This window comes from Mycobacterium sp. NGS24, from assembly GCF_059813065.1.
Genome location: NZ_JCALDW010000008.1, coordinates 47,504 through 72,882, shown reverse-complemented (window position 1 = coordinate 72,882; position 25,379 = coordinate 47,504). Strand labels below are relative to the sequence as shown.

Genomic DNA, 25,379 nt, shown 5'->3' with positions numbered 1-25,379 from the left:
TTGGCCGTGCCGTCGTATCTGTTGCGCATCGAGTTGATCGACCGACCAGGCAGTCTGGGGTCGCTCGCGGTTGCGCTCGGTTCGGTGGGGGCCGACATCCTGTCGTTGGACGTGGTGGAGCGCAGTTCGGGGTATGCCATCGACGATCTGGTGATCGAGCTGCCGGCGGGATCCATGCCGGACACGCTGATCACCGCCGCCGAAGCGCTGCCCGGGGTGCGGGTGGACAGCGTCCGCCCGCATACCGGACTGCTGGAGGCGCACCGCGAGCTGGAACTTCTCGACTTGGTGGCCGCGGCCGGTGGCCCGGAGGCAAAACTGCAGGTGCTGGCCGATCACGCTCCCCGAATCCTGCGGGTGGGCTGGTGCACGGTGTTGCGCAGCACACAGGGCAAGCTGCAACGACTGGCCGCCAGCGCCGGAGCGCCGGAGACCCGCGCCGACGCTGCTCCCTGGTTGCCGATCGAGCGCGCCGCGGCGCTGGACGGTGGCGCCGACTGGGTCCCGCCGGCCTGGCGGGACCTGGACACCACCATGGCCGCCGCGCCGTTGGGTGACCCGCAGACGGCGGTGGTGCTGGGCCGGCCGGGCCCGGAGTTTCGCCCGTCGGAGGTAGCTCGGCTGGGCTACCTCGCAGGCATTGTCGCGACGATGTTGCGCTGACGACCTGCGACTCGGTCGTCCTGGTCGCGCTGTGGCGCTATATTGAGGTTCCCATCCAGGCGGGGCGAGACTTTGCTGCAAGCGCAGCGAACTGTGCGACAGGCAACGCGGCAAGGAACCGATGGACAGCTCCGCTCCTCTCAGTCTGAACGCGATCATCACCGCGGTCGCCACCAAACTCCTGGGTGCGACCACCGGCAACGCCGCGCAGATCAGCACCGAGGTGCTGGCCGACCTGGTGAGTTTCCTCGATGTCGACGTGAGTTTCCTGCGGCACAACGACCACAGCATTCATGCGACGGTGTTGGTGGCCGAATGGCCGCAGCGGCCGAACATCCCGGATCCGGACCCGCTGCACACCATCTACTTCGCCGACGCCGACCCGATTTTCGCGATGGCGGAAAACGCCAAGAAGCCGGTGCTGCTGCGGCCTGACGCCCAGAGCGACGTATACCGGCGAATCGTCGCGGAGGCCACCGGCATACCGGCTGTCTCGGCGGCGTGCTTCCCGTTGTTGTCCGGTGACGTCACCACCGGCGTGCTCGGTTTTGTGAAACTGGGCGACCGCCGGTGGGACGACGACGAGATCAATGCGATGACCATCATCGCCACAATGTTCTCCCAGGTCCAAGCCCGGATAACCGTCGAAGACCGGTTGACCTACCAGGCCGCGCACGACGACCTGACAGCGCTGCCCAACCGGCAGAGTCTGCTGGCGCACCTCGACGGGCGGCTGGCCGGCGATGACGGACCGGTGGCGGTGCTGTCCTTCAATCTCGACCGGCTCAAAGCCATCAACGACTATCTGGGCCGCGCGGCCGGGGACCAGTTCATCCGCGATTTCGCGACCGAGACCCGGGCGGCGTTGCAGGGTCGGGGCCTGATCGCCCGGGTCGGAGGTGACGACTTCGTGGTGGTGCCCACGGCGACGATGGACCTGGCGCAGGCGCGACGGCTGGCGGAGGACCTCAGTGTTCGGCTCACCGACCACGTGCGGGTGGACGGCGAGATTCTCAATCGCACCGTCAGCGTCGGCGTTGCATTCGGTACGCCCGGCAAAGATTCCAGCCTGAGTTTGCTGCGGTACGCCGACGAGGCGCTGTCGGCAGCCAAGGCGTCCGGGGAGCGGATCGGCGTCTTCTCCCCCGAGATGCTCAGCCGGCGGGAGTTGCGCGCCGAGATGGAATTGCATCTGCAGCACGCCATCGAAACCGGCGCACTGACCGTCGTCTACCTGCCTGAAGTTCACATGGTGACGGGCAACATCCTGGCGGTGGAGGCGTTGGTGCGCTGGCAGCACCCGACGCGGGGGCTGCTGTTGCCCGACCTGTTCATTCCGGTCGCGGAATCGTTGAACCTGGCCGGGCAACTCGGTGAGTGGGTGCTCAACGCCGCGTGCGCCGACATGGCGCGCTGGCGGGCGGCCGGGGTGGGGGCCGCCACCATGCTGCGTGTCAATGTCTCGCCGGCCCAGCTGGTGGCGCACGACCTGGTGCGCGCGGTGGACCGCGCGATCAGCCGGTGCGGACTCGACGGCACCGCGATCGGCCTGGAGATCACCGAGAGCATGCTGATCAGAGACCTGGTCAGCACGAGAACAGTGCTGAGCGGGCTCACCGACATGGGGATCGACATCGCCATCGACGACTTCGGCACCGGGTTCAGCGGGATGGGCCTGCTCAGAACGCTGCCGGTGAGCACGTTGAAAATCGACCGGGGGTTCGTTCACGATCTGGAGACCAACAGCGACGATCTGGCGATCGTGCGCGCGGTCCTCGGCCTCGCTCAGGCGCTGGACCTCAACGTCGTCGCCGAGGGCGTCGAGACCGCAGGCGCGGCCCGAGCCCTGCTCGATCTGGGCTGCTTCCGCGCCCAGGGCTTCCTGTTCAGCCCGCCGCTGACCGCGGCGGCCACCCAGCGACTGCTGACCGTGGGCTCGGTGCGCACCGATTTCTGAGTGCGTTCAGTCGGCGCCGCCTTCCTCGACGGCCGGCCCCTCAGCCAGCAACTTTCGGAAACCGTCCTCGTCGAGCAGGGGCACCCCGAGTTCGACGGCCTTGTCGTACTTCGACCCGGGCGCGTCGCCGGCGACCACGTAGGAAGTCTTCTTCGACACCGAGCCGGCCGCCTTGCCGCCGCGGGACACGATGGCTTCCTTGGCCTCGTCGCGCGAGAAACCGGTCAGCGAACCGGTGACGACGATGGTGAGCCCCACCAGATTGCGCGGCACACTGTCGTCGCGCTCGTCGGCCAGCCGCACCCCGGCCGCCCGCCATTTCTCGACGATCTCGCGATGCCAGTCGACGGTGAACCACTCGGTGACCGCGGCCGCGATGGTGGGCCCCACCCCCTCCACCGCGGCGAGTTGCTCGGTGGACGCGGCGACGATCTCGTCCAGGCTGCCGAACTCAGTGGCCAGGGCGCGAGCCGCGGTCGGACCGACATGCCGGATCGACAGCGCCACCAACACCCGCCACAACGGCGCGGCCTTGGCCTTGTCCAGATTGGCCAGCAGCCGTTTGCCATTGGCCGACAGACCGCCGGCTTTGGTACGGAACAAGTCGGTGCGCAGCAGGTCCTCTTCGGTGAGATCGAACAGGTCGCCCTCACTGTCGACCACATGCGCCCCCAGCAACGCCACACCCGCTTCGTAGCCCAGCCCTTCGATGTCCAGGGCGTTGCGGCTGGCGACGTGAAAGATCCGCTCCCGCAACTGCGCCGGGCAACGCTGGGTGTTGGGGCACCGGATGTCGGCGTCGCCTTCCTTGGCTGGCGCCAGCGTGGTTCCGCATTCGGGACACGTTGTGGGCATGAGGAATTCGCGCTCGGAGCCGTCCCGCAGATCGACCACGGGGCCCAGCACCTCGGGGATGACGTCGCCGGCTTTGCGGATCACCACGGTGTCACCGATCAGCACACCCTTGCGTTTGACCTCCGAGCCGTTGTGCAGGGTCGCCTGGGACACCGTCGAACCGGCGACCTTGACCGGTGTCATCCAGGCGAACGGCGTCACCCGCCCGGTGCGGCCCACATTGACCCGGATGTCGAGCAGCTTGGTCTGAGCTTCCTCGGGCGGATATTTATAGGCGATCGCCCAGCGCGGAGCCCGCGACGTGGCGCCCAGCCGCCGCTGCAGGGCCACTTCGTCAACCTTGATGACGACGCCGTCGATCTCGTGGGCCACCTCGTGCCGGTGCTCACCCCAGTAGTCGACGCGCTCTTGCACGCCGTCGAGGTCGTCGACCAGCGCGGTGTGGTCCGACACCGGCAGTCCCCATGCCTTGAGCGCCAGGTACGCGTCGTGCTGGGTGGGCGGGCGGAAGCCTTCGGTGTGGCCCAGGCCGTGGCAGATCATCCGCAGCTTGCGGCGCGCGGTGACGGCCGGATCCTTCTGGCGCAACGATCCCGCCGCGCTGTTGCGCGGATTGGCGAACGGCGGCTTGCCGTTTTCGACGAGGCTGGCGTTGAGCGCCTGGAAATCATCCACCTGGAAGAACACCTCACCGCGTACTTCGAGCACGTCGGGGACCGGGTAACGATCGTCGGCGGTGAGCCGGTGCGGGACGTCGTCGATGGTGCGTGCGTTGTTGGTGACGTCTTCGCCGGTGCGCCCGTCACCCCGGGTCGCCGCGCGGGTCAACCGGCCGTTGCGGTAGACCAGCGACAAGGCCACGCCGTCGATCTTGAGCTCACACAGGTAGTGCGCCGCGTCGCCGACCTCGGCGTGCACGCGGGCGGCCCAAGCGGCCAGTTCCTCGCTGCTGAACGCATTGTCGAGGCTGAGCATCCGTTCCAGGTGCTCGGCGGCTTCGAAGTCGGTGGCGAATCCGGCGCCGCCGACCAGCTGGGTGGGCGAATCGGGAGTACGCAGCTCGGGATGCTCGGTCTCGAGCGCTTCCAGCTTGCGCAACAACACGTCGAACTCCGCGTCGGTGATGATCGGCGCGTCGCGCACGTAGTACCGGAACTGGTGTTCACGGACCTCCTCAGCCAGGTCCTGCCACTGCCGCAGGATTTCGGGGGCAGTCTGGTCGGCTGCTGAGGAGCTCACTCTCGCAGGCTAACCGAGCGCTCCGACACGTCGCCCGGCAACAGACCGCCGCAGCTGGACAGGTCCTCGGACGGTCCGACTACAGTTTGACGATGGCACCGCGACGCCCACCGACCCGGGCGGCAGCCGAGGCCGGCAGGCCGGTGGCGGGCGACGATCTCGAAGACCGCATCCTCGACGCAGCGCTGGCGGAGTACATGGACTTCGGCATCCATCGGTCGAGCATCGACAGCGTGGCCAGACGACTCGGTGTCGACCCCAGGACCGTGACGCAGAAGTTCACCAAGGCTTCGCTGGCCGACGCGGTGATGGTTCGCGAGGCGCGGCGTTACCTGGCCAACGTGGGCCAGCGCATCGCCGGGGACACCCTCCGCGCCCGAGTCGAGGAAGGTTTCGTCGCCGGCGTCTCCCGTCGCCGCGAACAGCACATCCTGCAGGCGCTGCTCGACCGCGACCCGGTGGCGGCGATGGCATTCCTGGTAGGTCCCGACGCGGGCCGGCTGCTGGAATACGCGACCGAAGTCACCCGCAGAGCACTCGCAGAGGCGCCGGACGCGTCCGCGTACACCGCGGCCAGCCTGGACGCCGCCGCGCTCGCCATGATTCGGCTGGCGCACTCGATGTCCAACGCCCCACCGGATCGCGAGATGGACGACCACTATCTACGCTCGATCGCCCGCAGCGTCCTGCTGCCGATCCTGATGCCGGTCTGCCGCTAGTCGCCGATCTGGTCGGGATCGTCGGCGAACGCTTCAGCGGCCCGGCGAGCAAGCTCAATGGCAGTGCGCGCCCACTCCGACGTGGCGTCCGCCAGGCCGCAAGCCGGAGTGACGCCCACCCGGTCCCGCAAGGCCGCACGCCCGAACCCGAGCCGGTCGACCACGCCGACCAGGGCGACCGCGACCTCCTCGGCGGACGGCCGCCGCTCCGGGGCGGCAGCGGGAACCACGCCCAGCAGGATGCCACGACCCGAGTCGACCAAGGCCGCGATGGCGTCCAAGTCGGCGGCCTTGAGCGTGCCGACATCCACCGACACCGCGCTGAACTGACTGCGCTGCAACAGATTCCAAGGCAGGTCCGGGGCACAGCTGTGCAGCAGCGCGTCCCCGCCGACCGCCTGCACGCAGGTGTTCAGCAGGTCGGCGGCAACAGTTTCGTCGAGCGGGCGGACCGGACTCAGTGCCGTCACCCCGGTCAGGCCCCCGCCCAGTGCGGTCGGCAGCGTCGGTTCGTCGAACTGGACCACCACCGGCGTGTCGAGGCGGCGCGCCAGCGTCGCGCGATGGCGGGCTACGCCCTCGGCCAACGAAGCGGCCAGGTCCCGTAGTGCGCCGGGATCGGTGATCGCGCGGTGGCCGTTGCTGAGCTCCAGCCCGGCGGCCAGCGTGACCGGTCCCGGAGCCTGCACTTTGACCACCCGGTCGCCGCCACGCAGACCTGCTGTCTCCCAGGCCTCCTCCAGCGCATCCATGTCCTCGTCCAGCAGGCTGATCGCGCGGCGCGTCACCGCGCCCGGGCGCGCCACCACGCGGTAGCCGCGCGGCACCGTGTCGACGGCAACGTCGACCAGCAGCGCGCCCGCGCGTCCGATCAGGTCGGCACCCACTCCCCTGCCGGGCAACTCGGTCAGATGGGCCATCGCACCCGCCAGTTCGCCGACGACGACCTCTGCGGCCCGGCGCGCGACAGTCCCGGGCCAGGAGCCGATCCCGGTGGCCTTGACCGGCAGGTCCGCGAAAACACTCACCGGCCAACCGTATTCGACTTCACTTTGCGCACCGGCTGGCAGGGGTGTTTAGTGCGTTGCACGGGTCACGATTTTCCGTCGGCAACAGGCGGCGCGCGGGTAGGTTTGGCGCAGAAGGGTGGCAGATGGCCAGACTGCTGTGGTGTTGCGCGCTGTTGCTGACCGCCGCGTGTACCCGGGTGGTGGCCGGCGAAGCGTTGCCCAAGTTCGGCGCCGTCCCGGTCGGGGTGCTCGACGCGGGCGCGGTGCTGCTGGACCAGTCGCGGATGCGCGCCATCACCGGCGCGGGTGAGCATCTGACGATCATCCCGTCGATGGACGGCAGATACCCCGTCGACGTCGACAGCCTCGCTGCCACCGCACCGCCGGAGTGCCGCTTCGTGTTCGCCGAGACCGCCACCTTCGGCCCGGGAGTGAAGGCGTTTCACAAGACGACGTTTCAGGACCCGCCACAGGGCCGGTTGATCTCGGAGGGCGCGGCGAGCTACACCGACACCGACACCGCCCGACGCGCGTTCGACGCGTTGGTGGCCACCGTCGACAGTTGCGCGGCCAGTTCGATGGGCTGGCTGCTCGTCGACGAGTGGAAGGCCGGTGCCGACTCGCTGCGGATGCGGCCGGGCAACTGCGGCCGTGACTACCGGGTGCTCTCGGTGGCGTTGCTGGAAGTCACCTTCTGCGGCTTCCCGGAATCGGTGTCGGAGATCGTGCTGACGAACATCGCTGCCAACGTGCCCGGCTGACCATCCGGCCGCCCGATCACGACCCCCGGGACGTAGCCGCGATAGTCGCGCTGCCGATCACCTCGTCGCCGTCGGGGTCGGGACGGTAAAGCACCAGGGTCTGCCCGCGCGCCACCCCGCGCAACGGGGCACGCAACTGCACGACGAGTTCGTCGTCCACCAATTCTGCTACCGCACTGGTGATTTCACCGTGTGCCCGGACCTGGACCTCGCACTCGATCGGGCCGGACGGCGGGTGGCCGCCGGTGAAGACCGGCTCCCGGCCGGTCACTGCCAGCACGTCGAGGTCGGCCACGTTGCCGACGTGCACCGTCGCAGTGTCGGCGTCGATGGCCGTCACATACCGCGGCCGGCCGTCCGGGCCGGGTCCGGCGATGCCCAGCCCCTTGCGCTGCCCGATGGTGAACCCGTGCACGCCGTCGTGCTCGGCCACTACGGTCCCGTGCTGGTCCACCACGCTGCCCGGACGGACGCCGATCCGGGCGCCCAGGAACGCCTGGGTGTTGCCGGACGGGATGAAACAGATGTCGTGACTGTCCGGTTTGTCGGCGACGGCCAGGCCACGGCGCGATGCCTCGGCGCGGATCTGCGCCTTGGGGGTGTCGCCGATCGGAAACGCCGCGTGCCGCAATTGCGCGGCACTGAGCACGGCCAGCACATAGGACTGGTCCTTGGCGCGGTCGACAGCGCGGCACAGTCGGCCGTCGGCGAGTCGCGCGTAATGCCCGGTGACAACCGTGTCGAAGCCGAGTGCCAATGCACGCGCCGACAGTGCCGAGAACTTGATCTGCTGATTGCACCGCACGCAGGGATTCGGAGTTTCCCCGCGGGCGTAGGACGCCACGAAATCGTCGATCACATCCGCCTGGAACTTCTCGGCGAAATCCCAGACGTAGAACGGTATTCCGAGTACATCGGCCACCCGGCGCGCATCGGCGGCGTCTTCCTTGGAACAGCAGCCCCGGGATCCGGTGCGCAGGGCGCCCGGCGCGGTTGACAGCGCCAGATGCACGCCCACGACGTCATGTCCGGCATCGACCATGCGGGCGGCGGCGACCGAGGAGTCGACGCCACCGCTCATTGCGGCGAGGACCTTCATTACGAAAGCCCCGCTGCGGCCAAAGCCGCCCGGCGCGCCCGCGCCACCGCGGCGGGCAGCACCTGCAGCGCGGCATCGACGTCAGCGTCGACGCTGCTGTGCCCCAACGACAGTCGCAACGACCCACGGGCACTGGCCGGATCGGCGCCCATCGCGAGCAACACGTGCGAGGGCTGCGCGACACCGGCCGTGCAGGCCGACCCCGTCGAGCATTCGATTCCGTTGGCGTCCAACAGCATCAGCAATGCGTCGCCTTCACACCCGCGAAAGGTGAAGTGCGCATTGCCCGGCAGTCGCAGCGGATCGAGGGCGCCGTTGAGGTGGACGTCGTCGATCTCGGCGAGCACACCCGTTACCAGGCGATCGCGCAATGCGCGCAGCCTCGCGCTATTGGCTTGCAGTCCGTCCACGGCGAGGCGGGCGGCGGTGGCCATTCCGACCGCCCCCGCGACATCCGGTGTGCCGGAACGGATATCGCGCTCTTGACCGCCGCCATGCAATTGCGGCACACAACTGACGTCGCGCCGCAGCAGCAGCGCACCCATCCCCGGCGGGCCGGCGAACTTGTGCGCGGCCACGCTCATCGCCGACAAGCCGCTGGCCGCGAAATCGACCGGCAACTGGCCGACGGCCTGGACAGCGTCGCTGTGCATGGGAACGCCGAATTCGGCGGCGACCGCGGCCAGCTCGGCGACCGGCATGACCGTGCCGACCTCGTTGTTGGCCCACATCACCGATACCAGCGCCACGTCTTCGTGGGTCTCTAGCTCCGCGCGCAGATCGGCGGCGGACACCGAGCCGTCGGGCGCGGTCGGCAGCCAGCTCACTTCGGCGCCTTCGTGCTCGGCCAGCCAGTTCACCGAGTCCAGCACCGCGTGGTGTTCGACCTCGGTGGTGATGATGCGCCGCCGGCCCGGCTCCGCGTCGCGGCGGGCCCAGAAGATCCCCTTGACGGCCAGGTTGTCGCTTTCGGTCCCGCCGGCGGTGAACAATACTTCGGAGGGACGCGCGCCCAGCTTGTCGGCAACCAGCTCACGGGACTCTTCGACCCGGCGGCGCGCCGCCCGGCCCGCGGTGTGCAGCGACGCGGCGTTGCCGACGGTGCCCAGGACGGCCGTCATCGCCTCGATGGCGGCGGGGTGCATCGGGGTGGTGGCGGCGTGATCGAGGTAGACCATGACCCGGCTTACGATACCGGCCTGTCCGGGCGACGACGCAGGCCGCAGCGGCCGCAGCCGGCCGTAGGGTGAAGAAGTGCCCAGCCCAGCCCCGCCCGCGCAACCCGAACTTCCGTGACCGACCGATCCGAGGCTGACTCCGCCCGGGAAACCCGGCGCTGGTGTTTTGCCGACCAACTCGGCCCGCACTTCCTCGACAGACCCGATCAGCTCGCGCTGCTGATCGAGTCCAGGGCGGTGTTCGAACGACGGCGTTTCCATCGCCGCAAGGCCCATCTGGTGCTCTCCGCGCTGCGGCATCGCGCCGCCGAACTCGGCGGGCAGGCCGTGTTCCTGCAGACCCGCACCTACCGTGAAGCCCTCGCACAGGTTGACGGCCCGCTCAGCGTGTGCCAGCCCACGTCGTGGGCCGCGGACCGATTCGTGCGTTCGCTGCCGTCGGTCGAGGTGTTGCCGGCCCGCGGCTTCTGCACCACCGGCGACCAGTTCGAACGGTGGGCGGGCGGGCAGCGCACGCTGCGGCTGGAGAACTTCTACCGCAGCGCGCGCCGCCGGTTCGATCTGCTGATGGACGGCGACGAACCGGTCACCGGTCGATGGAACTTCGATGCCGACAATCGGGAGCCCGCGCCGAAGAACGAACCAGCCCTGGGGGTGCCCGCCCCGTGGCGGCCCGACGAGGACGAGATCGACGAACAGGTCCGCGCGGATCTGGACCGCTGGGAACGCGACGGCGAGGTCGCGTTCGTCGGATCCGACGGCCCCCGCGAATTCGCCGTCACCGCAACCGAAGCCCAGCAGTCGCTCGAGGTGTTCCTCCGGGATCGGTTGCCGCACTTCGGTCCGCACGAAGACGCCATGCTCGCCGGTGACCGTTTCATGGCGCACAGCCTGCTCTCGGCCCCGATGAACCTGGGCCTGCTGGATCCGCTGCAGTGCGCCTATGCCGCCGAGGACGCCTACCGGGACGGCACTGCGCCGTTGGCAAGCGTGGAGGGTTACATCCGCCAACTCATCGGCTGGCGTGACTACATCTGGCACGTCTATTGGCATTTCGGCCGAAATTACCGCCGCCGCAACGCATTACAGGCCCACGCCGCTCTCCCGGACTGGTTCGCCGAATTGGACGCCGACGCCGTCGAAGCGCACTGCCTCAGGGACGTACTGGCCCAGGTCCGCGACCACGGCTGGGTGCACCACATCCCGAGGCTGATGGTGCTGTCCAACTATGCGCTGCAACGGGGTTGGCACCCGAGTGCGGTCACCGACTGGTTTCACCGTTGTTTCGTCGACGGCTACGACTGGGTGATGGTCGCCAATGTCGTTGGCATGTCATTGCACGCGGACGGCGGGTTGATGGCGACCAAGCCGTACGCCGCGGGCGGGGCATACATCAACCGGATGAGCGACTATTGCGGTGGCTGCCGGTATCGTCCCGGTGTCCGCGTCGGCGACGACGCCTGCCCGTTCACTGCCGGGTATTGGTCGTTCCTGTCCCGGAATAGCGAAGCGCTGCAGGGCAACCACCGGATGAAGCAGCCGCTGGCCGGCCTGGGCCGGCTCAAGGATCTCGACGAAGTACTGGCCCAGCAGCGTGCAATGGGCAATCGCCCACCTTAATTGGCGGCCAGTAGCAACTTTTCGATGCGATGCAGCGCCAGCGCACACACCGTCAGGTAGGCCGACGCCCACCACGGCGCGCTGAATGTGACCCGCGCTCCGCCCTCGGTCGGGTCGACGCGGTGTGACGTCGCGGGGATACCGGCGACCTTCCACGCCCAGAATCTGCCCGGCTGGAACTCGGTGATCAGGAACGGCACTCGCACCAGCAGCGATGTCTGAACCACACCCGTTGCTCCCAGCGCGAGCTCGGAGTACAGCGGGTCCAGTTCGGCGCCGCTGATCGAAGGCCCCCATTTGGGCCATGCGTCCAGATCGACCAGGAGCTGCCAGGCCGCCTCGGGCGACGCGGATATGGTTCGGTGCACGCTGAGCATCTGCAGGGGTTTCCCCGCTGCGCGGCTACCAACCGCTCGATCCCGCAATGCCCTTGAACGGACCGGCAATCCGGCTGGTGATCCAGCCGCCGTAGAAGCCGCCGGGTTGCGGAGTCACCTTCTCGCCGTCCACCGTGCACCGGTCCACCCGGGCCGCCAGCACCGCGATCGCGTGCGCGATCTCGGCGAACGGCGCTGTCGGCCGCTCGTAGGTCCATGCCGCGCCCGGTGCCTGCCGTTGGGCGGTCACCAGGTCGAAGTAGCTGGCCCGGCCCTTCCATTCGCACCAGGACGCCCCGGGGGCCGGATGTAGCGCGCCCTCGACGAAGGCCTCGCGGGGCAGGTAGTACGTCGGCGGGTGACTGGTCTCCAACACCCGCCACGAACGGGTTGCCCTGGCGATGGTCTGACCACCCAGTTCGATGGTTATCGAACCGGTGAAAACGTCCAGCCGCGGCGGCCGCGGATAGTCCCACACCGATTCCTGTCCGGGTCCCGCAGGATCGGGCTGCGGCCAACGACTCAGCACCATCGCCCCATTGTCCATGCGACTACGCCGTCAGCGCGTATCCGTGACCCTGACCGACGGTCTCGGTGGGTCCCCGTACCGCGGACTGGCACCGTCGGGCCAGTGCCCGCCGGTCCGCACCCGGCAGTTGCAGGGATTCCACCCGCACCCTGGCGATCGTGCGGCGCACCTGGACCACCCGGTAGACCGATCGCAGCAGGGTGTCGCTCCCGACGAAGGCCGGCGCGGTCGACACGCTGCCGTCGATGTCGTGATAGGTCAGCCGCAGCGGCTGCACCGGACGGGCGGCGTCGATCGCGGCCTGGAACATCGCCGGGTAGAAGCTCCCGTAAGCCAGACCGCACCACGTGGTGCCCTCCGGGAAGGCCACCACCGTGTGACCGGCCCGCAGCCGGCGCGCCACGGCGTCCACCACGCCGGGCAGCCGTCGCAGACTGGTCCGTTCGATGGGGATGATCTGCAGGATGCGGGCCACGATGCCGGTCGCGGGCCCGCTGAACATGTCGGCCCGGGCCACGAACGAGCCGGGCAGCACCGCACCGATGGCGAAAATGTCCAGCCAGGACACGTGGCTGCTGACCACCAGAACGCCCCGTAGATTTCGGATGGGGCTGCCCGACACCGTGATTCGCACGCCGAGGACGCGCAATGCAAGTCGGCAGTAGGCGCGCTGCAGATGCGTGCGACCGGGTAGCGGCGCGCCCAGCAACGGCAGGCCCGGCGCCAGCAACAGCAACAACGCGATCCGCAGCGCGACCCGCAGACGAACCCGAATCGACTGTGGCGCAACGGAAGCACCCGAACGTACACAGCTTGCGTCGCACGATGCGCGGGGCAACCAGGAGTGCCCGGCCGGGGCGAGCTGGGTCACCGGCCGGCCCCCGCGCCCAGTTGCGCGACAGCCGAAACCGACCGCAGCCGTTTGAGATAGCGGGTGTCGGCGTCCTTTTTGCCCAGTAGTACGCAGAAATCCCCGACGCCGAAGTCCGGGTCGTGGGCGGGCTCGCCGCAGACCCGGGCGCCCAGGCGCAGGTAACCCCGCATCAGCGCCGGGATCGCCGGGCGGGCCGGCGGTGTGATCTCGCCGAGCCCTTTGCCGTCGATGCGCACCGGCCGGTACGGCCGAACCCGGTACTGCGCGGCGTGCCGGGCGAGCACGAAGTCACGCACGCCGCGAAGCTGGCTGCCGGGCGCCTCGCCGTCGGTGTCGATCGGCACCGATACGCAGCCGGTGACGTGGTCGTAGTCACAGCGATCCAGATAGGCCAGAATCCCCGCCCACATCAGCAGCACCACGCCGCCGTTGCGGTGCCCGTCGCGCACCGCCGCGCGGCCCATCTCGACCAGCGACGGACGCAGTGCATCGAAGGCGCGGACATCGAATTCCGTTGCGGTGTACAGGCCGCCGGCGGCGATGGCACCGGCCGGTGGCAACATCCGGTAGCAACCCACCAGTTCGCCGGTGTCGTCGTCGCGCACCAGGAGGTGGTCGCAGAATTCGTCGAACCGGTCACTGTCGCGGCCGTCGCAGGCCGCGGGTAGCGAGAAGCCCGGGGTGCTGCTGAACACGTCGTAACGCAACCGTTGTGCCGCTTCGATGAGGCTGGGATCGGTGGACAGCAAAAGGGAGTAGTGCGGGCCGGCGGCCGACCCCGCCCTGGTCGAAGCCGCCCGACCACGTTGTTTTTCACTGGGTATGAGGACAGAAGCGATACTCATGCCAACAACGTGGCGTAGCCGTTCAGCTAATCGGCATCGGCGTGCTGACGGGTCGGTGCACGTCAGATGACGAACAGACGCAGAATCGCCCCGGAAAGGATGTTCCGGGGCGATTCTGCGTCTGCTCGCGCAGGGGAGTGTTAACCCTTGCGGGCCTTGATTCCCTCGGTCAGCTGCGGGGCCACCTTGAACAGGTCGCCGACCACGCCGTAGTCGGCGATCTCGAAGATCGGCGCTTCTTCGTCCTTGTTGACCGCGACGATGGTCTTGGACGTCTGCATGCCGGCCCGGTGCTGGATCGCTCCCGAGATGCCCAGGGCGATGTACAGCTGCGGCGACACCGTCTTGCCGGTCTGGCCGACCTGGAACTGGCCCGGGTAGTAGCCGGAGTCGACGGCGGCGCGCGAGGCACCCACCGCGGCGCCGAGCGAGTCGGCCAGTTCCTCGACGACCTTGAAGTTCTCCTCGCTGCCGACGCCACGGCCGCCGGACACCACGACGGTGGCCTCGGTGAGCTCCGGCCGGTCACCGGCTACCGCAGGCTCCCGCGAGGTGATCTTCGTCGCGTTCTCGGCCGGCTCGGGCACGTCCACATTGACGACCTCACCGGCGCCGTCGGACGGCTCGGCGTCGATGGCGCCGGCCCGGACCGAGATCACCGGGGTGTCGCCGTTGACCTGCGACTCGACCGTGTAGGCCCCACCGAAGATGGAGTGCACGCCTTTGCCGCCCTCCTGCACGCCGACCACGTCGACCAGCAGGCCCGACCCGATGCGGGCCGCGAGCCGACCGGCGATCTCTTTGCCGTCGGCGTTGGAGGAAACCAGTACCGCGGCCGGTTGCGACGACTCGGCCAGCGACGCCAGCACGTCCACGTACGGCGTGATCAGGTAGTTGTCTACCACCTCGGACTCGGCGACGTAGATCTTCTCCGCACCGGCGGACTTCAATCCGTCGATGAGCGGCTCGGCCGTGCCCGGCGCACCGATGACGACGGCGGCCGGTTCGCCCAATGCGCGCGCTGCGGTGATCAACTCGGAGGTGACCTTCTTCAGCGCACCCTCGGCTTGCTCGACAAGCACCAATACTTCAGCCATGAATTTTCGCTCTCTCGTTTCGTGGAGTTGCGTCAGATGATCTTTTGACCGACCAGGTACTTGACGATGTCGTTGCCGCCCTCGCCCTCGTCGGTGACTTTCTCACCGGCGGTCTTCGGTGGCTTCGGGGTGGACGACGTGACCGTCGAACCGGCGTTCTCCAGGCCCACCTCGTCGGGCTCGACGCCGATCTCGGCGAGCGTGAGCACGGTGACTTCCTTCTTCTTGGCGGCCATGATGCCCTTGAAGGACGGGAAGCGCGGCTCGTTGATCTTCTCGTTCACGCTGACCACCGCCGGCAGGGTGGCTTCCAGGGCGAAGACGCCGTCGTCGGTCTCGCGCTCGGCCGTCACCTTGTCGCCCTCGACGGCGAGTTTCCGCACGTGGGTGAGCTGCGGCAGGCCCAGGTACTCGGCGATGATGGCGGGCACGGCGCCGCCCGAGCCGTCGGTGGCCTCGTTGCCGGCGATGACCAGCTCGGTGCCCTCGATGGTGCCCAGTGCGCGGGCCAGCGCCCATGCTGTCTGCACCACGCAGGAACCCTTGAGGCCGTCGTCCTTGAGGTGAACGGCCTTGTCGGCGCCCATCGACAGGGCTTTGCGGATCGCTTCGGTCGCGCGCTCCGGGCCGGCGGTTAGCACGGTCACCGAGCCTTCGCCGCCCTCGCGCTCGCGGATCTGCAGGGCTTCTTCCACGGCGCGTTCGTTGATCTCGTCCAGGACTGCGTCGGCGGCGTCGCGGTCCAGCGTGTAGTCGCCGTCGGACAGCTTGCGCTCCGACCAGGTGTCTGGGACCTGCTTGATCAGGACCACGATGTTCGTCATGAGTGGGGTTCGTCCTCCTCGAAGGCGTCCGGCAGCGACGCTGCAAGACCTGGGTCACGTGTTCCGCAACCGCACAGCGCATGTTACTAGTGGGTAACTTTGTGCGGTCCGCTCTCACACCATAGCGGGTCGTAGTGCACGTTCTTTCGGCTGGATCCACTGTCCGGTTCGCGAATCGGGTGCCAGGCATTAGCCTGCCTTAGCAATGAGCGCATTCGTCCCCCACCTTCCCGCCGGGAGTCCGCCCGCGAGCGATCCGGTCATGATGCTGACCGGGGAGCGCACCATCCCCGACCTGGACATCGAGAACTACTGGTTCCGCCGTCACGAGGTGGTCTATGAGCGCCTGGCGCCGCGCTGCGCGGGCAAGGACGTGCTGGAGGCCGGTTGCGGCGAGGGTTACGGCGCGGACCTGATCGCGGGGTCGGCCCGCCGGGTGGTCGCGGTGGACTACGACGAGGCCGCGGTGGCGCACGTGCGCAGCCGATACCCCCGGGTCGAAGTGCTGCAGGCCAACCTCACCGAGTTGCCGCTGCCGGATGAGTCGGTGGACGTGGTGGTGAACTTCCAGGTCATCGAGCATCTGTGGGACCAGGGCCAGTTCATTCGCGAGTGTGCGCGGGTCCTGCGGCCGTCCGGGCTGTTGCTGATCTCGACCCCGAATCGGATCACCTTCTCCCCCGGCCGCGACACCCCGATCAACCCGTTCCACACCCGCGAGCTCAACGCCGATGAGCTCACCGAACTGCTGCAGGACGGCGGCTTCGGTGAGGTCGGCCAGTACGGGATCTTTCATGGCCCGCGGTTGCAGGAGATGGATGCCCGGCACGGCGGGTCCATCATCGACGCGCAGATCGACCGGGCGGTCAAGGACGCCCCCTGGTCGCCCGAACTGATGGCCGACGTCGCGGCCGTCACCACCGCCGACTTCGACCTCGTCGAGGCCGGCGCCGCATCTCACGACATCGACGCCAGCCTGGACCTCGTGGCAATCGCGGTGCGCCGTTGACCTCCTCCCCACCGCCGGTGCCCGGCATGTTCACCCTGGTGCTGCACACCCACCTGCCCTGGCTGGCCCATCACGGCCGCTGGCCGGTCGGCGAGGAATGGCTCTACCAGTCGTGGTCGGCGGCCTACCTGCCGCTGTTCCGGGTGCTGCGAACGCTGGCCGAGGAGGACCGCCGCGGACTGATCACGCTGGGCATGACGCCGGTGGTCAACGCCCAGCTCGACGATCCGTACTGCCTGGACGGGGTGTACCACTGGCTGGCGAACTGGCAGCTGCGCGCGGCCGAAGCCGCCAGCGTGCGGACCATTCCGGCGTCGAAATCGGCCAACAATCAGTCCTGCACACCGGAAGCCTTGCGCGCCTTCGGGATTCGTGAGTCGGCCGAGGCCGGCGCGGCTCTCGAGGAATTCGCGACCCGGTGGCGGCACGGCGGCAGCCCGTTGCTGCGCGGTCTCGTCGACGCCGGCACGGTGGAGCTGCTCGGCGGCCCGCTGGCCCACCCGTTCCAGCCGCTGCTGGCACCGCGGCTGCGCGAGTTCGCGCTGCGCGAAGGCCTGGCCGACGCTCGGCTTCGGCTGGGACGTGCCCCGACGGGAATCTGGGCGCCGGAATGCGCCTACGCTCCCGGCCTGGAACACGACTACGCGGGCGCCGGGGTCAGCCACTTCATGGTCGACGGCCCCTCGCTGCACGGCGACACCGCGCTGGGCCGGCCCGTCGCCGACACCGATGTCATCGCCTTCGGGCGGGACCTGCAGGTCAGCTACCGGGTGTGGTCGCCGAAGTCCGGCTACCCCGGGCACGCCGCCTACCGCGACTTCCACACCTACGACCACCTCACCGGCCTCAAGCCCGCCCGGGTCACCGGCCGCAACGTGTCCTCGGAAGGCAAAGCGCCCTACGACCCGGAGCGCGCCGACCATGCGGTCGACGTGCATGTCGCCGACTTCGTCGAGGTGGTGCGCAACCGGCTGTCGTCCGAATCCGAGCGGATCGGCCGGCCGGCCCACGTGGTCGCGGCGTTCGACACCGAACTGTTCGGCCACTGGTGGCACGAAGGACCGACCTGGCTGGCGCGGGTGCTTCGGGCGTTGCCGGCCGCCGGCATCCGGGTGGGCACGCTGCACGACGCGATCGACGCGGGCTTCGTCGGCGGTCCGGTCGAATTACCGCCCAGCTCTTGGGGTTCCGGCAAGGACTGGCAGGTGTGGAACGGCGAGAAGGTGGCCGATCTGGTCCAGCTCAACGCTGAAGTCGTCGACACCGCGCTGGCCACCGTGGACAAGGCGCTGGCCCAGACGGCGTCGCTGGACGGACCTATCCCCCGGGACCACGTCGCCGACCAGATCCTGCGCGAGACGCTGTTGACGGTGTCGAGCGACTGGCCGTTCATGGTCAGCAAGGACTCTGCCGCCGACTACGCCCGCTACCGCGCGCACCTGCATGCGCATGCCACCCGCGAGATCGCCGGGGCACTGGCATCCGGCCGGCGCGATGCCGCAACGCGCCTGGCCGACGGGTGGAACCGGGCGGACGGACTGTTCGGTGCGCTGGATGCCCGTAGGCTCCCCCAATGAGGTGCCGTCCGTGCCGCGAGCGGCCTCATCTGTGCGGCGACACGCCGCTGCAGACGGCAATTCGGGGGCGCTCGAGGCCGGACGGCGGTTGCGCATGAAGATCCTGATGGTCTCGTGGGAGTACCCGCCGGTGGTGATCGGCGGGCTGGGCCGGCACGTGCACCACCTCGCGACGGCGCTGGCCGCCGCGGGTCACGACGTCGTGGTGCTGTCCCGGCGCCCCACCGGTACCGACCCCAGCACCCATCCGTCGTCCGACGAGATCAGCGAAGGCGTCCGGGTGATCGCGGCCGCGCACGACCCGCACGAATTCAGCTTCAGTACCGACATGATGGCCTGGACGCTGGCGATGGGCCACGCCATGATCCGCGCCGGCTTGTCCCTCACCAGACCGGGCAGCGACCGCCCCTGGCGCCCCGACGTGGTGCACGCACACGACTGGCTGGTGGCCCACCCGTCCATTGCGCTCGCCCAGTTCTACGACGTGCCAATAGTTTCCACGATGCACGCGACCGAGGCGGGTCGGCATTCCGGCTGGGTGAGCGGCGCCATCAGCCGTCAGGTGCACGCCGTGGAGTCCTGGCTGGTTCGCGAATCCGATTCGCTCATCACGTGTTCGGCCTCGATGCGCGACGAGATCACCGAGCTCTTCGGTCCCGGCCTGGCAGAGACGACGGTGATCCCCAACGGGATCGACGCGGCGCGTTGGCCGTTCGCCGCGCGGCGCCCCCGGACCGGACCCGCCGAACTGCTCTACGTCGGACGGCTGGAATACGAGAAGGGCGTGCACGACGCCATCGCCGCGCTGCCGCGGATCAGGCGTACCCATCCGGGCACCACGTTGACGGTCGCAGGCACCGGCACCCAGCAGGACTGGCTCATCGAGCAGGCACGGAAACACAAGGTGCGCAAGGCAACCCGATTCGTCGGGCACTGCGAGCACGACGAGTTACTGCAATTGCTGCACCGCGCCGACGCGGCGGTGTTGCCCAGCCACTACGAGCCGTTCGGGCTGGCCGCGCTCGAAGCCGCCGCGGCGGGCGCGCCGCTGGTGACGTCGAACATCGGCGGCCTGGGCGAAGCGGTGATCGACGGCGTCACCGGGGTCTCGTTCGCACCCCGCGACCTCCCCGGGCTGGCCGGGGCGGTGCGCACCGTGCTCGACGATCCCGCGGCCGCGCAGCGCCGCGCAAGCGCCGCCCGCGAGCGCCTGACCTCCGACTTCGACTGGCAGACAGTGGCCGAGCAGACCGCTCAGGTGTATCTGGCGGCCAAACGCGGTGAGCGGCAACCACAGCCGCGGCTGCCCATCGCCGAGCACGCCCTGCCGGATCGCTGACGGCGGGTCAGTGCCCTACTGCAGTCCGATCGCATCGGCACAGTAGCGCCACAACCGTTCCCGGGCGTCTTGGCTGTGGCGCGTGGACAGCAGATAGTGCTGCGGGCGCACCCGCCGGTCATGCCAGAAGCGGCCGGTCGGTGGAGCGGGCCGGGTCGCGGCCAGCCACACCGCGGTGTCGGCGCCCTCCTCGGGTGAGCGCAGCAGCGGACCGGTGACCCGCCGGAACCCGGGCAGCGCCGCCGCCACACCGGGCGTGTCCGCCCAGCCGGGATGCATTGCATAGCAACGAATTCCGGCCCACCGGCGGGCCAGCACCGGGGTCAGCGCCACCTGCATCCGCTTGGTGCGGGCATACGCGATGACGCCACGGTATCTGCCGCGGCGGTACTCGGGATCGTCGACAGCCAGCGGCTGGGTGTACATCCCGCCGGACGACATCACAATGACCCGCGGATCGGCGGACTCGGCCAGCAGTGGACTCAGACATTCGGTCAGCAACACCGGACCCAGGACGTGGGTGGCCAAAGTCAGCTCGTGCCCGTCCGCCGACTCGGTGCGCGTCTCGGGCAACACCCCGGCGTTGTGCACCAGCACATCCAGCCGGCGGCGGCCGGCCAGCCCGGCGGCAAAGGCCCGCACCGCCGTCAGGTCGGACACGTCGCACACCACGACAGTGATGTCGGCATCGGGATTGGCCTCGACGAGCTCGGCGCGGGCCTGCTCGCCCCTCTCCCGGTCCCGCACGGTCAACAGGACTTCAGCGCCCAACTGTGCCAGCCCGGACGCGATCGCCTTGCCGATGCCGCGATTCGCCCCGGTGACCAGCGCGGTCCGGCCCCGCAGCGCCAGCGCCGGCGGGTCGTCCGCCCAGTCGAGATTGCGGACCCGGTACCCCACCCGGGTGTAGCCCGCGACCACCGACCGGTCCATGGCGGTGTCGACCAGGTTCCGCACACCGCCGAGTACATCCATGCAGGGTCCTGTTCCCTCAAACCGCACCGACACACCTGTGGGATCGCAGGTAGCGTCGTGAGATGGGCCTCACTTTCTCGAGCGTCGTCAACGCGCCCCGCGACCAGGTGTTCGCCTGGCACTCCCGACCCGGCGCCTTCGCCCGCCTCTCGCCGCCCTGGTCGCCGATGCGGTTGATCTCCGAGGCCGAGTCACTCGCCGACGGGCGCGCCACGCTGGGTTTGCCCGGCGGTCTGCGCTGGCTGGCTCAGCATCAAGCCGACTTCTACGATCCGCCAAGGCGTTTCGTGGACGAGCTGACCAGCGATGGGCTGGCTTCGTTACCGCCGCGGTTGATCCGGCGGTGGCGACACACCCACGATTTCGAGGAGGTCGGGGACAACCAGACGCGGGTGATCGACCGGGTGGACACGCCGGTCCCGCCCTCGATGCTGCGCCCGATGTTCGTCTACCGGCACCGCCAGTTGGCCGACGACCTCGCCGCGCACACGCGGGCGGCCGAGCACGGCCTGTCCCCGGCGACCGTCGCCGTCACCGGCGCGTCCGGACTGGTGGGTACCGCGTTGACCGCGCTGCTGAGCACCGGTGGACATCGCGTCATCCGACTGGTTCGGGCTAGCGCACACGGTCCGGATGAGCGACGGTGGGACACCGATGAGCCGGACCCGGAACTGCTCGCCGGGGTCGACGCGGTGATCCACCTGGCGGGTGCCTCGATCGCCGGCAGGTTCACCCAGAAGCATCGAAAAGCCATCTACGACAGCAGAATCGGGCCGACACGCCGGCTGGCCGAGCTGGTGGCCCGCACCGCCGACGGCCCGCGGGTGCTGATCTCGGCCTCGGCGATCGGCTTCTACGGGTCTGACCGGGGCGACGAGCCCTTGACCGAGGACAGCACGCGCGGCGACGGGTTCCTCGCCGACGTCGTCGCCGACTGGGAGGACGCGACGTCCCCGGCCCGGCAGGCCGGTACCCGGGTGGTGCTGGTCCGCACCGGCATCGTGCAGTCCCCCCGCGGCGGCACCCTGCACCTGATGCGGCCGCTGTTCACCGCCGGACTCGGCGGCCGGCTCGGTGACGGTCGGCAGTGGCTGTCCTGGATCGGGATCGACGACCTGATCGACATCTATCACCGGGCGCTGTGGGATTCGGACCTGTCCGGTGCGGTGAATGCTGTTGCCCCACAACCGGTTCGGAACAAGGAGTACACGCGGTCGCTGGCCCGCGTCCTGCATCGGCCGGCGGTGTTGCCGGTGCCGCCGCTGGGTCCCCGGATACTGCTGGGCGCCCAGGGCGCGCGTGAACTCGCGCTGGCCAGTCAACGGGTGAGTCCGGCGCGACTGGTCGGGGCCGAGCACCCGTTCCGCCATCCCGGGCTGGAGCCGGCGCTGCGGCACCTGCTCGGTCGCACCGGTTAGCCCGCAACCGTACCCTGTTCGGGCCGGTCCGCCGGCGCAGCAGACGGCACCGCGCGGGGCTGGGTCTTGCGCTGCCACACCGACCAGGCGGCCGCCACGGCCAGCACGGCGCCGACGATCATCGTCGGCCAGAACAGCAGTTGGATCAGCCACAACCGCCGCTGCAGACGTACCACTTTCTGCTCGCCGCGCCGGAGGCGGTGCAAGGTCGTATTCACGCCTCGGATGTACCCGGTGCCGATATGTTGAAACCGGGGCCCGGCGGCCCTTTGCCGACGGTGAGATGTCGATCACGTTGCCGCCAGGTCAGTCCTGCTGATGACGTGCCATAAGCACCGCTAACCTATGCGGCATCGTTTGCCGTGGTTGCTGGGCGAGGGCAGCGGGAACCCTCTGTTTCAACGCGGCAGAGTCGCGCGAGCACCGGTAGTAGTCAACCGATATATGGAGGTAGTCATGGCTAAGAGCGGACCCCTGGAAGCTGTCAGTGGCGTTGTCGAGGGCATCAAGGGCCTGATCAAGCAGGTCATCGGTCTCGTCTTCGGTAACGAGAAGCTGGCCCAAGAGGCCAAGGCCCAGCAGGACAAGGCCGACGCGCAGCGCGAGGCCGCCAAGAAGGAAGCGGCCGCCGAGTCCGCTCGGGCCGGCGCCAAGGCCGCCGAAGGTCGCCAGAAGGCCAACCAGTAGCACGTAGCTGAGCAAAGGGGCCCGGTCCTATGGCCGGGCCCCTTTCGCGCATCAGGTTCAATCCGCGTCGCGGCCCTCGCGGCTGCGCGCATAAGCGCTCTTGCGCAGACCCGCAAGCCACCCTGGATACAACTCCACCCCGGGCGCGCTGTTGCGCACCGGGTCGAACGAGAAGTCAGCCTCGGACTCAGGCTCCAGTTCGTTCAAGCTGAGCCGACCCAGCGAATCGAAGTCTCCGGTTCCGCGCGCCTGATCGAGTTGCAGCTGAATTCCGCCGTTCCGGATGCTGTCTCGCACGTCCTCGAGTGACAGTCCGCGTCCGGCGATGTCACTGACGATGCGCGCCCTGAGCCACCAGTTCGCGCCTTGGTAGCGCAGCGGCATCAGGCTGGTCAGTGTCTGCGCTGACCATGAGGTCACCGGATGCAGCCCGATGACCCGGGTCAGCACACCGGATCCGGCGGAGACGAGTAGTACGTCCCACGGTCCGCCGGCGTCGACCTGCGGCGGGATGCGCAGCGCGAGTCCGATCGCGTCGGGAACCGCTCCCGGCATCCCGACAGCCTTGGAGAATCTGGCCACCACGGCGCAGGTCGGAACCGGTAGTCCCTGGCTCGCCGGAGCGACGCGCTGCAGGGTGCCGGCGGCCAGCACGCCGGTGGGGTGAAAAACTTTGCGACGCCGAAGCGCCGCTCCCCACTGGAAGGGCAGGGCGAGGCGATCAGAGATGTCCACCTGCGAGGTGTTCCCCGGTCGGCCGCCGCGAAACAGCGCATCGCGCTTCGACTATTACTGTCGATGGCATGCCGTCGTACCCGGGGAGCAGGTAATGGGTTTGTGTGATCGTCGTCCGCCGGGCACCCCCGACGCCGCGGTGCGAGCCGCCGGCAAGGTCTCCGAGGCACTCGAGACCATCGAGCGGGCCCGCGGCCACCTGTATTCGTTCCACCAGCTCATCGGCCACGCCGACCTGCAGCTGGATGCCGCGGTGGAACTGCTGCGAGAAAGCGGAGACCTCGGGCTGGCCGATGCGATCAGCCGCGAGTTGATCGGCCGCAACATATTGCCGGGCAGGTGGAGCTTCCAGGTCGTTGAGGACTTCGACGACGGCTATTACCGATGCTTCCACAAGACCGAAAAGGCGATCCGCGATCAACTCACCGGGGGCAATCGACACGTGTTCGAGGCCGAGATGAAGGAGCGTCGGCGCACCGACAGCCACCCGGACCACGTGGCGACGCCGGCAGACGCAGACCCTGCCGAAGGCTGAACGGCCCACTCCGGCAATCACATTCGGCGTCAGTTACCGGCGATCACATCGAATCCAGCACGCCGCACCGTCCGTCCGACCTGCCCCGCCGACTCGGATCGCCACCGGCAGGCCAGACCCGACTGGCGTGTCCGATGATCATTCACTAAATTAACGATTAATCCCATGAAGAGAGTGCAGAGGCGAGCGTGGACGGACCGCCGGCTGGGCACAGCCACTGGTTTGTTTTCCCGGCGAGGGGGTACGAAGCGTGAATCAGAGCCGTTCTGTTCAGCGACTCACGGACGTTGACAAGGAGGCTTCGGTGCAAGCTGTGCGTGAATTCCCGCGGGTGCGCCTGGCCCGGACCAGCCTGACCGGAGCGGCCACCCTGCCTCCGATCGATCAGTTCGACACCTGGCGGACCGGCCTGCGCGAGGAGGTGCTCGCCGACGTCGCCGAGTTCGTGTCCGCGCGCTGCGCCGACGAGTTGGGCGACTGCGGAGTCGATGTGGCCGGCAACATCCTGTTGGAGTTCGTCAAGGGTGGCAAATGCCTGCGGTCGACCTTCATGTACCTGGGCTGGCTGTGCGGCGCACCACCCAGTGCAGCCGCGTTGTCGGCCACCGCGAGCCTGGAGTTGTTGCACGCGTTCGCGCTGCTGCAGGACGACGTCATGGACGATTCCCCCGCCCGGCGCGGACGGCCCGCGGCGCACATCCAGTTCACCGACTGGCATCAGGCGCACGGCATGTCCGGCTCGTCGCGGCGTTTCGGCGAGTCCGCCGCAACCCTGCTCGGCGATATGTGCCTGATCTGGGCGGAGCAGATGCTGCGCGACTCCGGCCTCGGTCATCACTATCTGCAGCGGGCCTGGCCCCGTTACGACGCCATGCGCACCGAACTGGCCGTCGGCCAATTCGCCGATCTGGCAATGGATATGCGCAACTTTCCCAAAATCGACTCGGTGCTCGGGGTGGCCAGACGCAAGTCCGGCAACTACACGGTGCGCAGGCCCCTGGAGATCGGCGCCGCGATGGCCGGCTGTGACGAGCTGACGCTGACCAGGCTCGGTGAGTACGGTTTCGCCGTCGGTGAAGCATTCCAGCTGCGCGACGACATCCTCGGCATCTTCGGATCACCGGCGAGCACCGGCAAACCCAACGGCGGGGATCTGCTGGAACGAAAAGCTACCAGCGTGGTGGTCGCCGCCTACGAGATGGCCGACGTGCCGACCCGCCGCGAGTTCGGCGAACTGATGAACGTCGACCAGCTCGACGACGCGGCGGTGGACTACTGGCGCGGTCTGATCTTCTCCACCGGAGCGGTGCAGTGGATCGAGGAGCTGATCGCCACCCGTGTCGATGCGGCACTGAAATCCTTGGACCGCAGTGGAATCGACACTGTGCTCAAGACCGCGTTGACGGAGATGGCCGGCGTGTGCACGCGCCGGGCGGCATGAGTCCGCGGGACCGCTG

Annotated in this window: 25 protein-coding genes; 12 read left to right on the top strand and 13 right to left on the bottom strand. The window is 68.8% G+C overall.

The window, feature by feature from the left end; all coding sequences use genetic code 11:
- Window positions 1–6: 6 nt before the first annotated feature.
- Together AC5Y6Y_RS13110 and AC5Y6Y_RS13105 are read left to right on the top strand one after the other, a co-directional pair.
- A complete protein-coding gene (locus tag AC5Y6Y_RS13110) occupies window positions 7–663 on the top strand; it encodes an ACT domain-containing protein (RefSeq protein ID WP_463827095.1) in 657 nt (218 codons plus the stop codon).
- Window positions 664–784: 121 nt separating this feature from the next.
- Window positions 785–2,620, top strand: coding sequence for a bifunctional diguanylate cyclase/phosphodiesterase (locus tag AC5Y6Y_RS13105; protein WP_463827096.1), 1,836 nt, complete (start codon window positions 785–787; stop codon window positions 2,618–2,620).
- 6 nt (window positions 2,621–2,626) lie between these two features.
- Here AC5Y6Y_RS13105 and ligA read toward each other — a convergent pair whose 3' ends face one another.
- Complete coding sequence (gene ligA, locus AC5Y6Y_RS13100) at window positions 2,627–4,714, bottom strand: NAD-dependent DNA ligase LigA (RefSeq protein WP_473138961.1); 2,088 nt, start codon at window positions 4,712–4,714, stop codon at window positions 2,627–2,629.
- Window positions 4,715–4,806: 92 nt separating this feature from the next.
- Between ligA and AC5Y6Y_RS13095 the strand changes: the two genes are divergently transcribed.
- Entirely contained in the window at window positions 4,807–5,433 is a 627-nt protein-coding gene (locus tag AC5Y6Y_RS13095; RefSeq protein ID WP_463827098.1) for a TetR/AcrR family transcriptional regulator, read from the top strand.
- Here the strand turns inward: AC5Y6Y_RS13095 and AC5Y6Y_RS13090 are convergent.
- On the bottom strand, window positions 5,430–6,461 hold the full coding sequence (locus AC5Y6Y_RS13090) for a uroporphyrinogen decarboxylase/cobalamine-independent methonine synthase family protein (protein ID WP_463827099.1): 1,032 nt from the start codon (window positions 6,459–6,461) through the stop codon (window positions 5,430–5,432). The genes AC5Y6Y_RS13095 and AC5Y6Y_RS13090 overlap by 4 nt on opposite strands.
- A 125-nt stretch (window positions 6,462–6,586) precedes the next feature.
- Here AC5Y6Y_RS13090 and AC5Y6Y_RS13085 point away from each other — a divergent pair, with 125 nt between their 5' ends.
- On the top strand, window positions 6,587–7,204 hold the full coding sequence (locus AC5Y6Y_RS13085; RefSeq protein WP_473138962.1) for a sensor domain-containing protein: 618 nt from the start codon (window positions 6,587–6,589) through the stop codon (window positions 7,202–7,204).
- Window positions 7,205–7,220: 16 nt separating this feature from the next.
- Here AC5Y6Y_RS13085 and mnmA read toward each other — a convergent pair whose 3' ends face one another.
- Window positions 7,221–8,303: a tRNA 2-thiouridine(34) synthase MnmA gene (gene mnmA / locus AC5Y6Y_RS13080; RefSeq protein WP_463827101.1), complete on the bottom strand. Its 1,083-nt coding sequence runs from the start codon at window positions 8,301–8,303 to the stop codon at window positions 7,221–7,223.
- A complete protein-coding gene (locus AC5Y6Y_RS13075) occupies window positions 8,303–9,481 on the bottom strand; it encodes a cysteine desulfurase family protein (RefSeq protein ID WP_473138963.1) in 1,179 nt (392 codons plus the stop codon). The genes mnmA and AC5Y6Y_RS13075 overlap by 1 nt, the downstream gene beginning before the upstream one ends.
- Before the next feature lie 114 nt (window positions 9,482–9,595).
- Between AC5Y6Y_RS13075 and AC5Y6Y_RS13070 the strand changes: the two genes are divergently transcribed.
- Complete coding sequence (locus tag AC5Y6Y_RS13070) at window positions 9,596–11,101, top strand: cryptochrome/photolyase family protein (protein ID WP_473138964.1); 1,506 nt, start codon at window positions 9,596–9,598, stop codon at window positions 11,099–11,101.
- Here the strand turns inward: AC5Y6Y_RS13070 and AC5Y6Y_RS13065 are convergent.
- From AC5Y6Y_RS13065 to AC5Y6Y_RS13040, 6 genes are all read right to left on the bottom strand, one after another.
- Window positions 11,098–11,478 carry an SRPBCC family protein gene (locus tag AC5Y6Y_RS13065; RefSeq protein ID WP_473138965.1) on the bottom strand — a complete coding sequence of 127 codons (381 nt, stop codon included), beginning with the start codon at window positions 11,476–11,478 and terminating at the stop codon, window positions 11,098–11,100. The two genes, AC5Y6Y_RS13070 and AC5Y6Y_RS13065, sit on opposite strands and share 4 nt — an antisense overlap.
- Before the next feature lie 25 nt (window positions 11,479–11,503).
- On the bottom strand, window positions 11,504–12,025 hold the full coding sequence (locus AC5Y6Y_RS13060) for a DUF427 domain-containing protein (protein ID WP_499917982.1): 522 nt from the start codon (window positions 12,023–12,025) through the stop codon (window positions 11,504–11,506).
- A 4-nt stretch (window positions 12,026–12,029) separates the two neighbouring features.
- Window positions 12,030–12,878: a lysophospholipid acyltransferase family protein gene (locus AC5Y6Y_RS13055; protein WP_473138967.1), complete on the bottom strand. Its 849-nt coding sequence runs from the start codon at window positions 12,876–12,878 to the stop codon at window positions 12,030–12,032.
- Window positions 12,875–13,726, bottom strand: coding sequence for a GNAT family N-acetyltransferase (locus AC5Y6Y_RS13050; protein WP_463827107.1), 852 nt, complete (start codon window positions 13,724–13,726; stop codon window positions 12,875–12,877). The genes AC5Y6Y_RS13055 and AC5Y6Y_RS13050 overlap by 4 nt, the downstream gene beginning before the upstream one ends.
- 140 nt (window positions 13,727–13,866) lie before the next feature.
- Entirely contained in the window at window positions 13,867–14,823 is a 957-nt protein-coding gene (locus AC5Y6Y_RS13045; protein ID WP_463827108.1) for an electron transfer flavoprotein subunit alpha/FixB family protein, read from the bottom strand.
- A gap of 32 nt (window positions 14,824–14,855) precedes the next feature.
- Entirely contained in the window at window positions 14,856–15,647 is a 792-nt protein-coding gene (locus tag AC5Y6Y_RS13040; protein WP_463827109.1) for an electron transfer flavoprotein subunit beta/FixA family protein, read from the bottom strand.
- A gap of 205 nt (window positions 15,648–15,852) precedes the next feature.
- Here AC5Y6Y_RS13040 and AC5Y6Y_RS13035 point away from each other — a divergent pair, with 205 nt between their 5' ends.
- The 3 genes from AC5Y6Y_RS13035 (at window position 15,853) to AC5Y6Y_RS13025 (ending at window position 19,572) form a co-directional block, all read left to right on the top strand.
- On the top strand, window positions 15,853–16,656 hold the full coding sequence (locus tag AC5Y6Y_RS13035; RefSeq protein WP_473138968.1) for a class I SAM-dependent methyltransferase: 804 nt from the start codon (window positions 15,853–15,855) through the stop codon (window positions 16,654–16,656).
- Window positions 16,657–16,682: 26 nt separating this feature from the next.
- A complete protein-coding gene (locus tag AC5Y6Y_RS13030) occupies window positions 16,683–18,233 on the top strand; it encodes a 1,4-alpha-glucan branching protein domain-containing protein (RefSeq protein WP_473139254.1) in 1,551 nt (516 codons plus the stop codon).
- A 94-nt stretch (window positions 18,234–18,327) separates the two neighbouring features.
- Window positions 18,328–19,572, top strand: coding sequence for a glycosyltransferase family 4 protein (locus AC5Y6Y_RS13025; protein WP_473139255.1), 1,245 nt, complete (start codon window positions 18,328–18,330; stop codon window positions 19,570–19,572).
- 15 nt (window positions 19,573–19,587) lie between these two features.
- Here AC5Y6Y_RS13025 and AC5Y6Y_RS13020 read toward each other — a convergent pair whose 3' ends face one another.
- The gene (locus tag AC5Y6Y_RS13020; protein ID WP_473138969.1) at window positions 19,588–20,547 is read right to left on the bottom strand and encodes an SDR family NAD(P)-dependent oxidoreductase; all 960 of its coding nucleotides are present in this window, start codon (window positions 20,545–20,547) and stop codon (window positions 19,588–19,590) included.
- 62 nt (window positions 20,548–20,609) lie between these two features.
- On the opposite strand from AC5Y6Y_RS13020, the gene AC5Y6Y_RS13015 reads away from it, so the two are divergent.
- Window positions 20,610–21,965: a TIGR01777 family oxidoreductase gene (locus tag AC5Y6Y_RS13015; protein WP_473138970.1), complete on the top strand. Its 1,356-nt coding sequence runs from the start codon at window positions 20,610–20,612 to the stop codon at window positions 21,963–21,965.
- On the opposite strand, the gene AC5Y6Y_RS13010 is transcribed toward AC5Y6Y_RS13015, so the two are convergent.
- Window positions 21,962–22,183, bottom strand: a complete 222-nt coding sequence (locus tag AC5Y6Y_RS13010; protein ID WP_463827114.1) for a hypothetical protein — start codon at window positions 22,181–22,183, stop codon at window positions 21,962–21,964. The two genes, AC5Y6Y_RS13015 and AC5Y6Y_RS13010, sit on opposite strands and share 4 nt — an antisense overlap.
- A gap of 238 nt (window positions 22,184–22,421) precedes the next feature.
- Between AC5Y6Y_RS13010 and mbp1 the strand changes: the two genes are divergently transcribed.
- Window positions 22,422–22,652, top strand: coding sequence for a microaggregate-binding protein 1 (gene mbp1, locus AC5Y6Y_RS13005; protein WP_463827115.1), 231 nt, complete (start codon window positions 22,422–22,424; stop codon window positions 22,650–22,652).
- A 57-nt stretch (window positions 22,653–22,709) separates the two neighbouring features.
- Here mbp1 and AC5Y6Y_RS13000 read toward each other — a convergent pair whose 3' ends face one another.
- Window positions 22,710–23,387: a catalase family protein gene (locus tag AC5Y6Y_RS13000; RefSeq protein ID WP_463827116.1), complete on the bottom strand. Its 678-nt coding sequence runs from the start codon at window positions 23,385–23,387 to the stop codon at window positions 22,710–22,712.
- 94 nt (window positions 23,388–23,481) lie between these two features.
- Here AC5Y6Y_RS13000 and AC5Y6Y_RS12995 point away from each other — a divergent pair, with 94 nt between their 5' ends.
- Window positions 23,482–23,922 carry a hypothetical protein gene (locus tag AC5Y6Y_RS12995; RefSeq protein ID WP_473138971.1) on the top strand — a complete coding sequence of 147 codons (441 nt, stop codon included), beginning with the start codon at window positions 23,482–23,484 and terminating at the stop codon, window positions 23,920–23,922.
- A gap of 304 nt (window positions 23,923–24,226) precedes the next feature.
- Window positions 24,227–25,363: a polyprenyl synthetase family protein gene (locus AC5Y6Y_RS12990; protein ID WP_499917985.1), complete on the top strand. Its 1,137-nt coding sequence runs from the start codon at window positions 24,227–24,229 to the stop codon at window positions 25,361–25,363.
- Window positions 25,364–25,379 lie beyond the last annotated feature (16 nt).

Bases quoted from the DNA above. Each gene is read 5' to 3' on its own strand.
- AC5Y6Y_RS13105 (WP_463827096.1), top strand. From the start codon at position 785: ATGGACAGCTCCGCTCCTCTCAGTCTGAACGCGATCATCACCGCGGTC.
- AC5Y6Y_RS13095 (WP_463827098.1), top strand. From the start codon at position 4,807: ATGGCACCGCGACGCCCACCGACCCGGGCGGCAGCCGAGGCCGGCAGG.
- AC5Y6Y_RS13085 (WP_473138962.1), top strand. From the start codon at position 6,587: ATGGCCAGACTGCTGTGGTGTTGCGCGCTGTTGCTGACCGCCGCGTGT.
- mnmA (WP_463827101.1), bottom strand. From the start codon at position 8,303: ATGAAGGTCCTCGCCGCAATGAGCGGTGGCGTCGACTCCTCGGTCGCC.
- AC5Y6Y_RS13075 (WP_473138963.1), bottom strand. From the start codon at position 9,481: ATGGTCTACCTCGATCACGCCGCCACCACCCCGATGCACCCCGCCGCC.
- AC5Y6Y_RS13065 (WP_473138965.1), bottom strand. From the start codon at position 11,478: ATGCTCAGCGTGCACCGAACCATATCCGCGTCGCCCGAGGCGGCCTGG.
- AC5Y6Y_RS13060 (WP_499917982.1), bottom strand. From the start codon at position 12,025: ATGGACAATGGGGCGATGGTGCTGAGTCGTTGGCCGCAGCCCGATCCT.
- AC5Y6Y_RS13050 (WP_463827107.1), bottom strand. From the start codon at position 13,726: ATGAGTATCGCTTCTGTCCTCATACCCAGTGAAAAACAACGTGGTCGG.
- AC5Y6Y_RS13045 (WP_463827108.1), bottom strand. From the start codon at position 14,823: ATGGCTGAAGTATTGGTGCTTGTCGAGCAAGCCGAGGGTGCGCTGAAG.
- AC5Y6Y_RS13040 (WP_463827109.1), bottom strand. From the start codon at position 15,647: ATGACGAACATCGTGGTCCTGATCAAGCAGGTCCCAGACACCTGGTCG.
- AC5Y6Y_RS13035 (WP_473138968.1), top strand. From the start codon at position 15,853: ATGAGCGCATTCGTCCCCCACCTTCCCGCCGGGAGTCCGCCCGCGAGC.
- AC5Y6Y_RS13030 (WP_473139254.1), top strand. From the start codon at position 16,683: ATGTTCACCCTGGTGCTGCACACCCACCTGCCCTGGCTGGCCCATCAC.
- AC5Y6Y_RS13025 (WP_473139255.1), top strand. From the start codon at position 18,328: ATGAAGATCCTGATGGTCTCGTGGGAGTACCCGCCGGTGGTGATCGGC.
- AC5Y6Y_RS13020 (WP_473138969.1), bottom strand. From the start codon at position 20,547: ATGGATGTACTCGGCGGTGTGCGGAACCTGGTCGACACCGCCATGGAC.
- AC5Y6Y_RS13015 (WP_473138970.1), top strand. From the start codon at position 20,610: ATGGGCCTCACTTTCTCGAGCGTCGTCAACGCGCCCCGCGACCAGGTG.
- mbp1 (WP_463827115.1), top strand. From the start codon at position 22,422: ATGGCTAAGAGCGGACCCCTGGAAGCTGTCAGTGGCGTTGTCGAGGGC.
- AC5Y6Y_RS12995 (WP_473138971.1), top strand. From the start codon at position 23,482: ATGGGTTTGTGTGATCGTCGTCCGCCGGGCACCCCCGACGCCGCGGTG.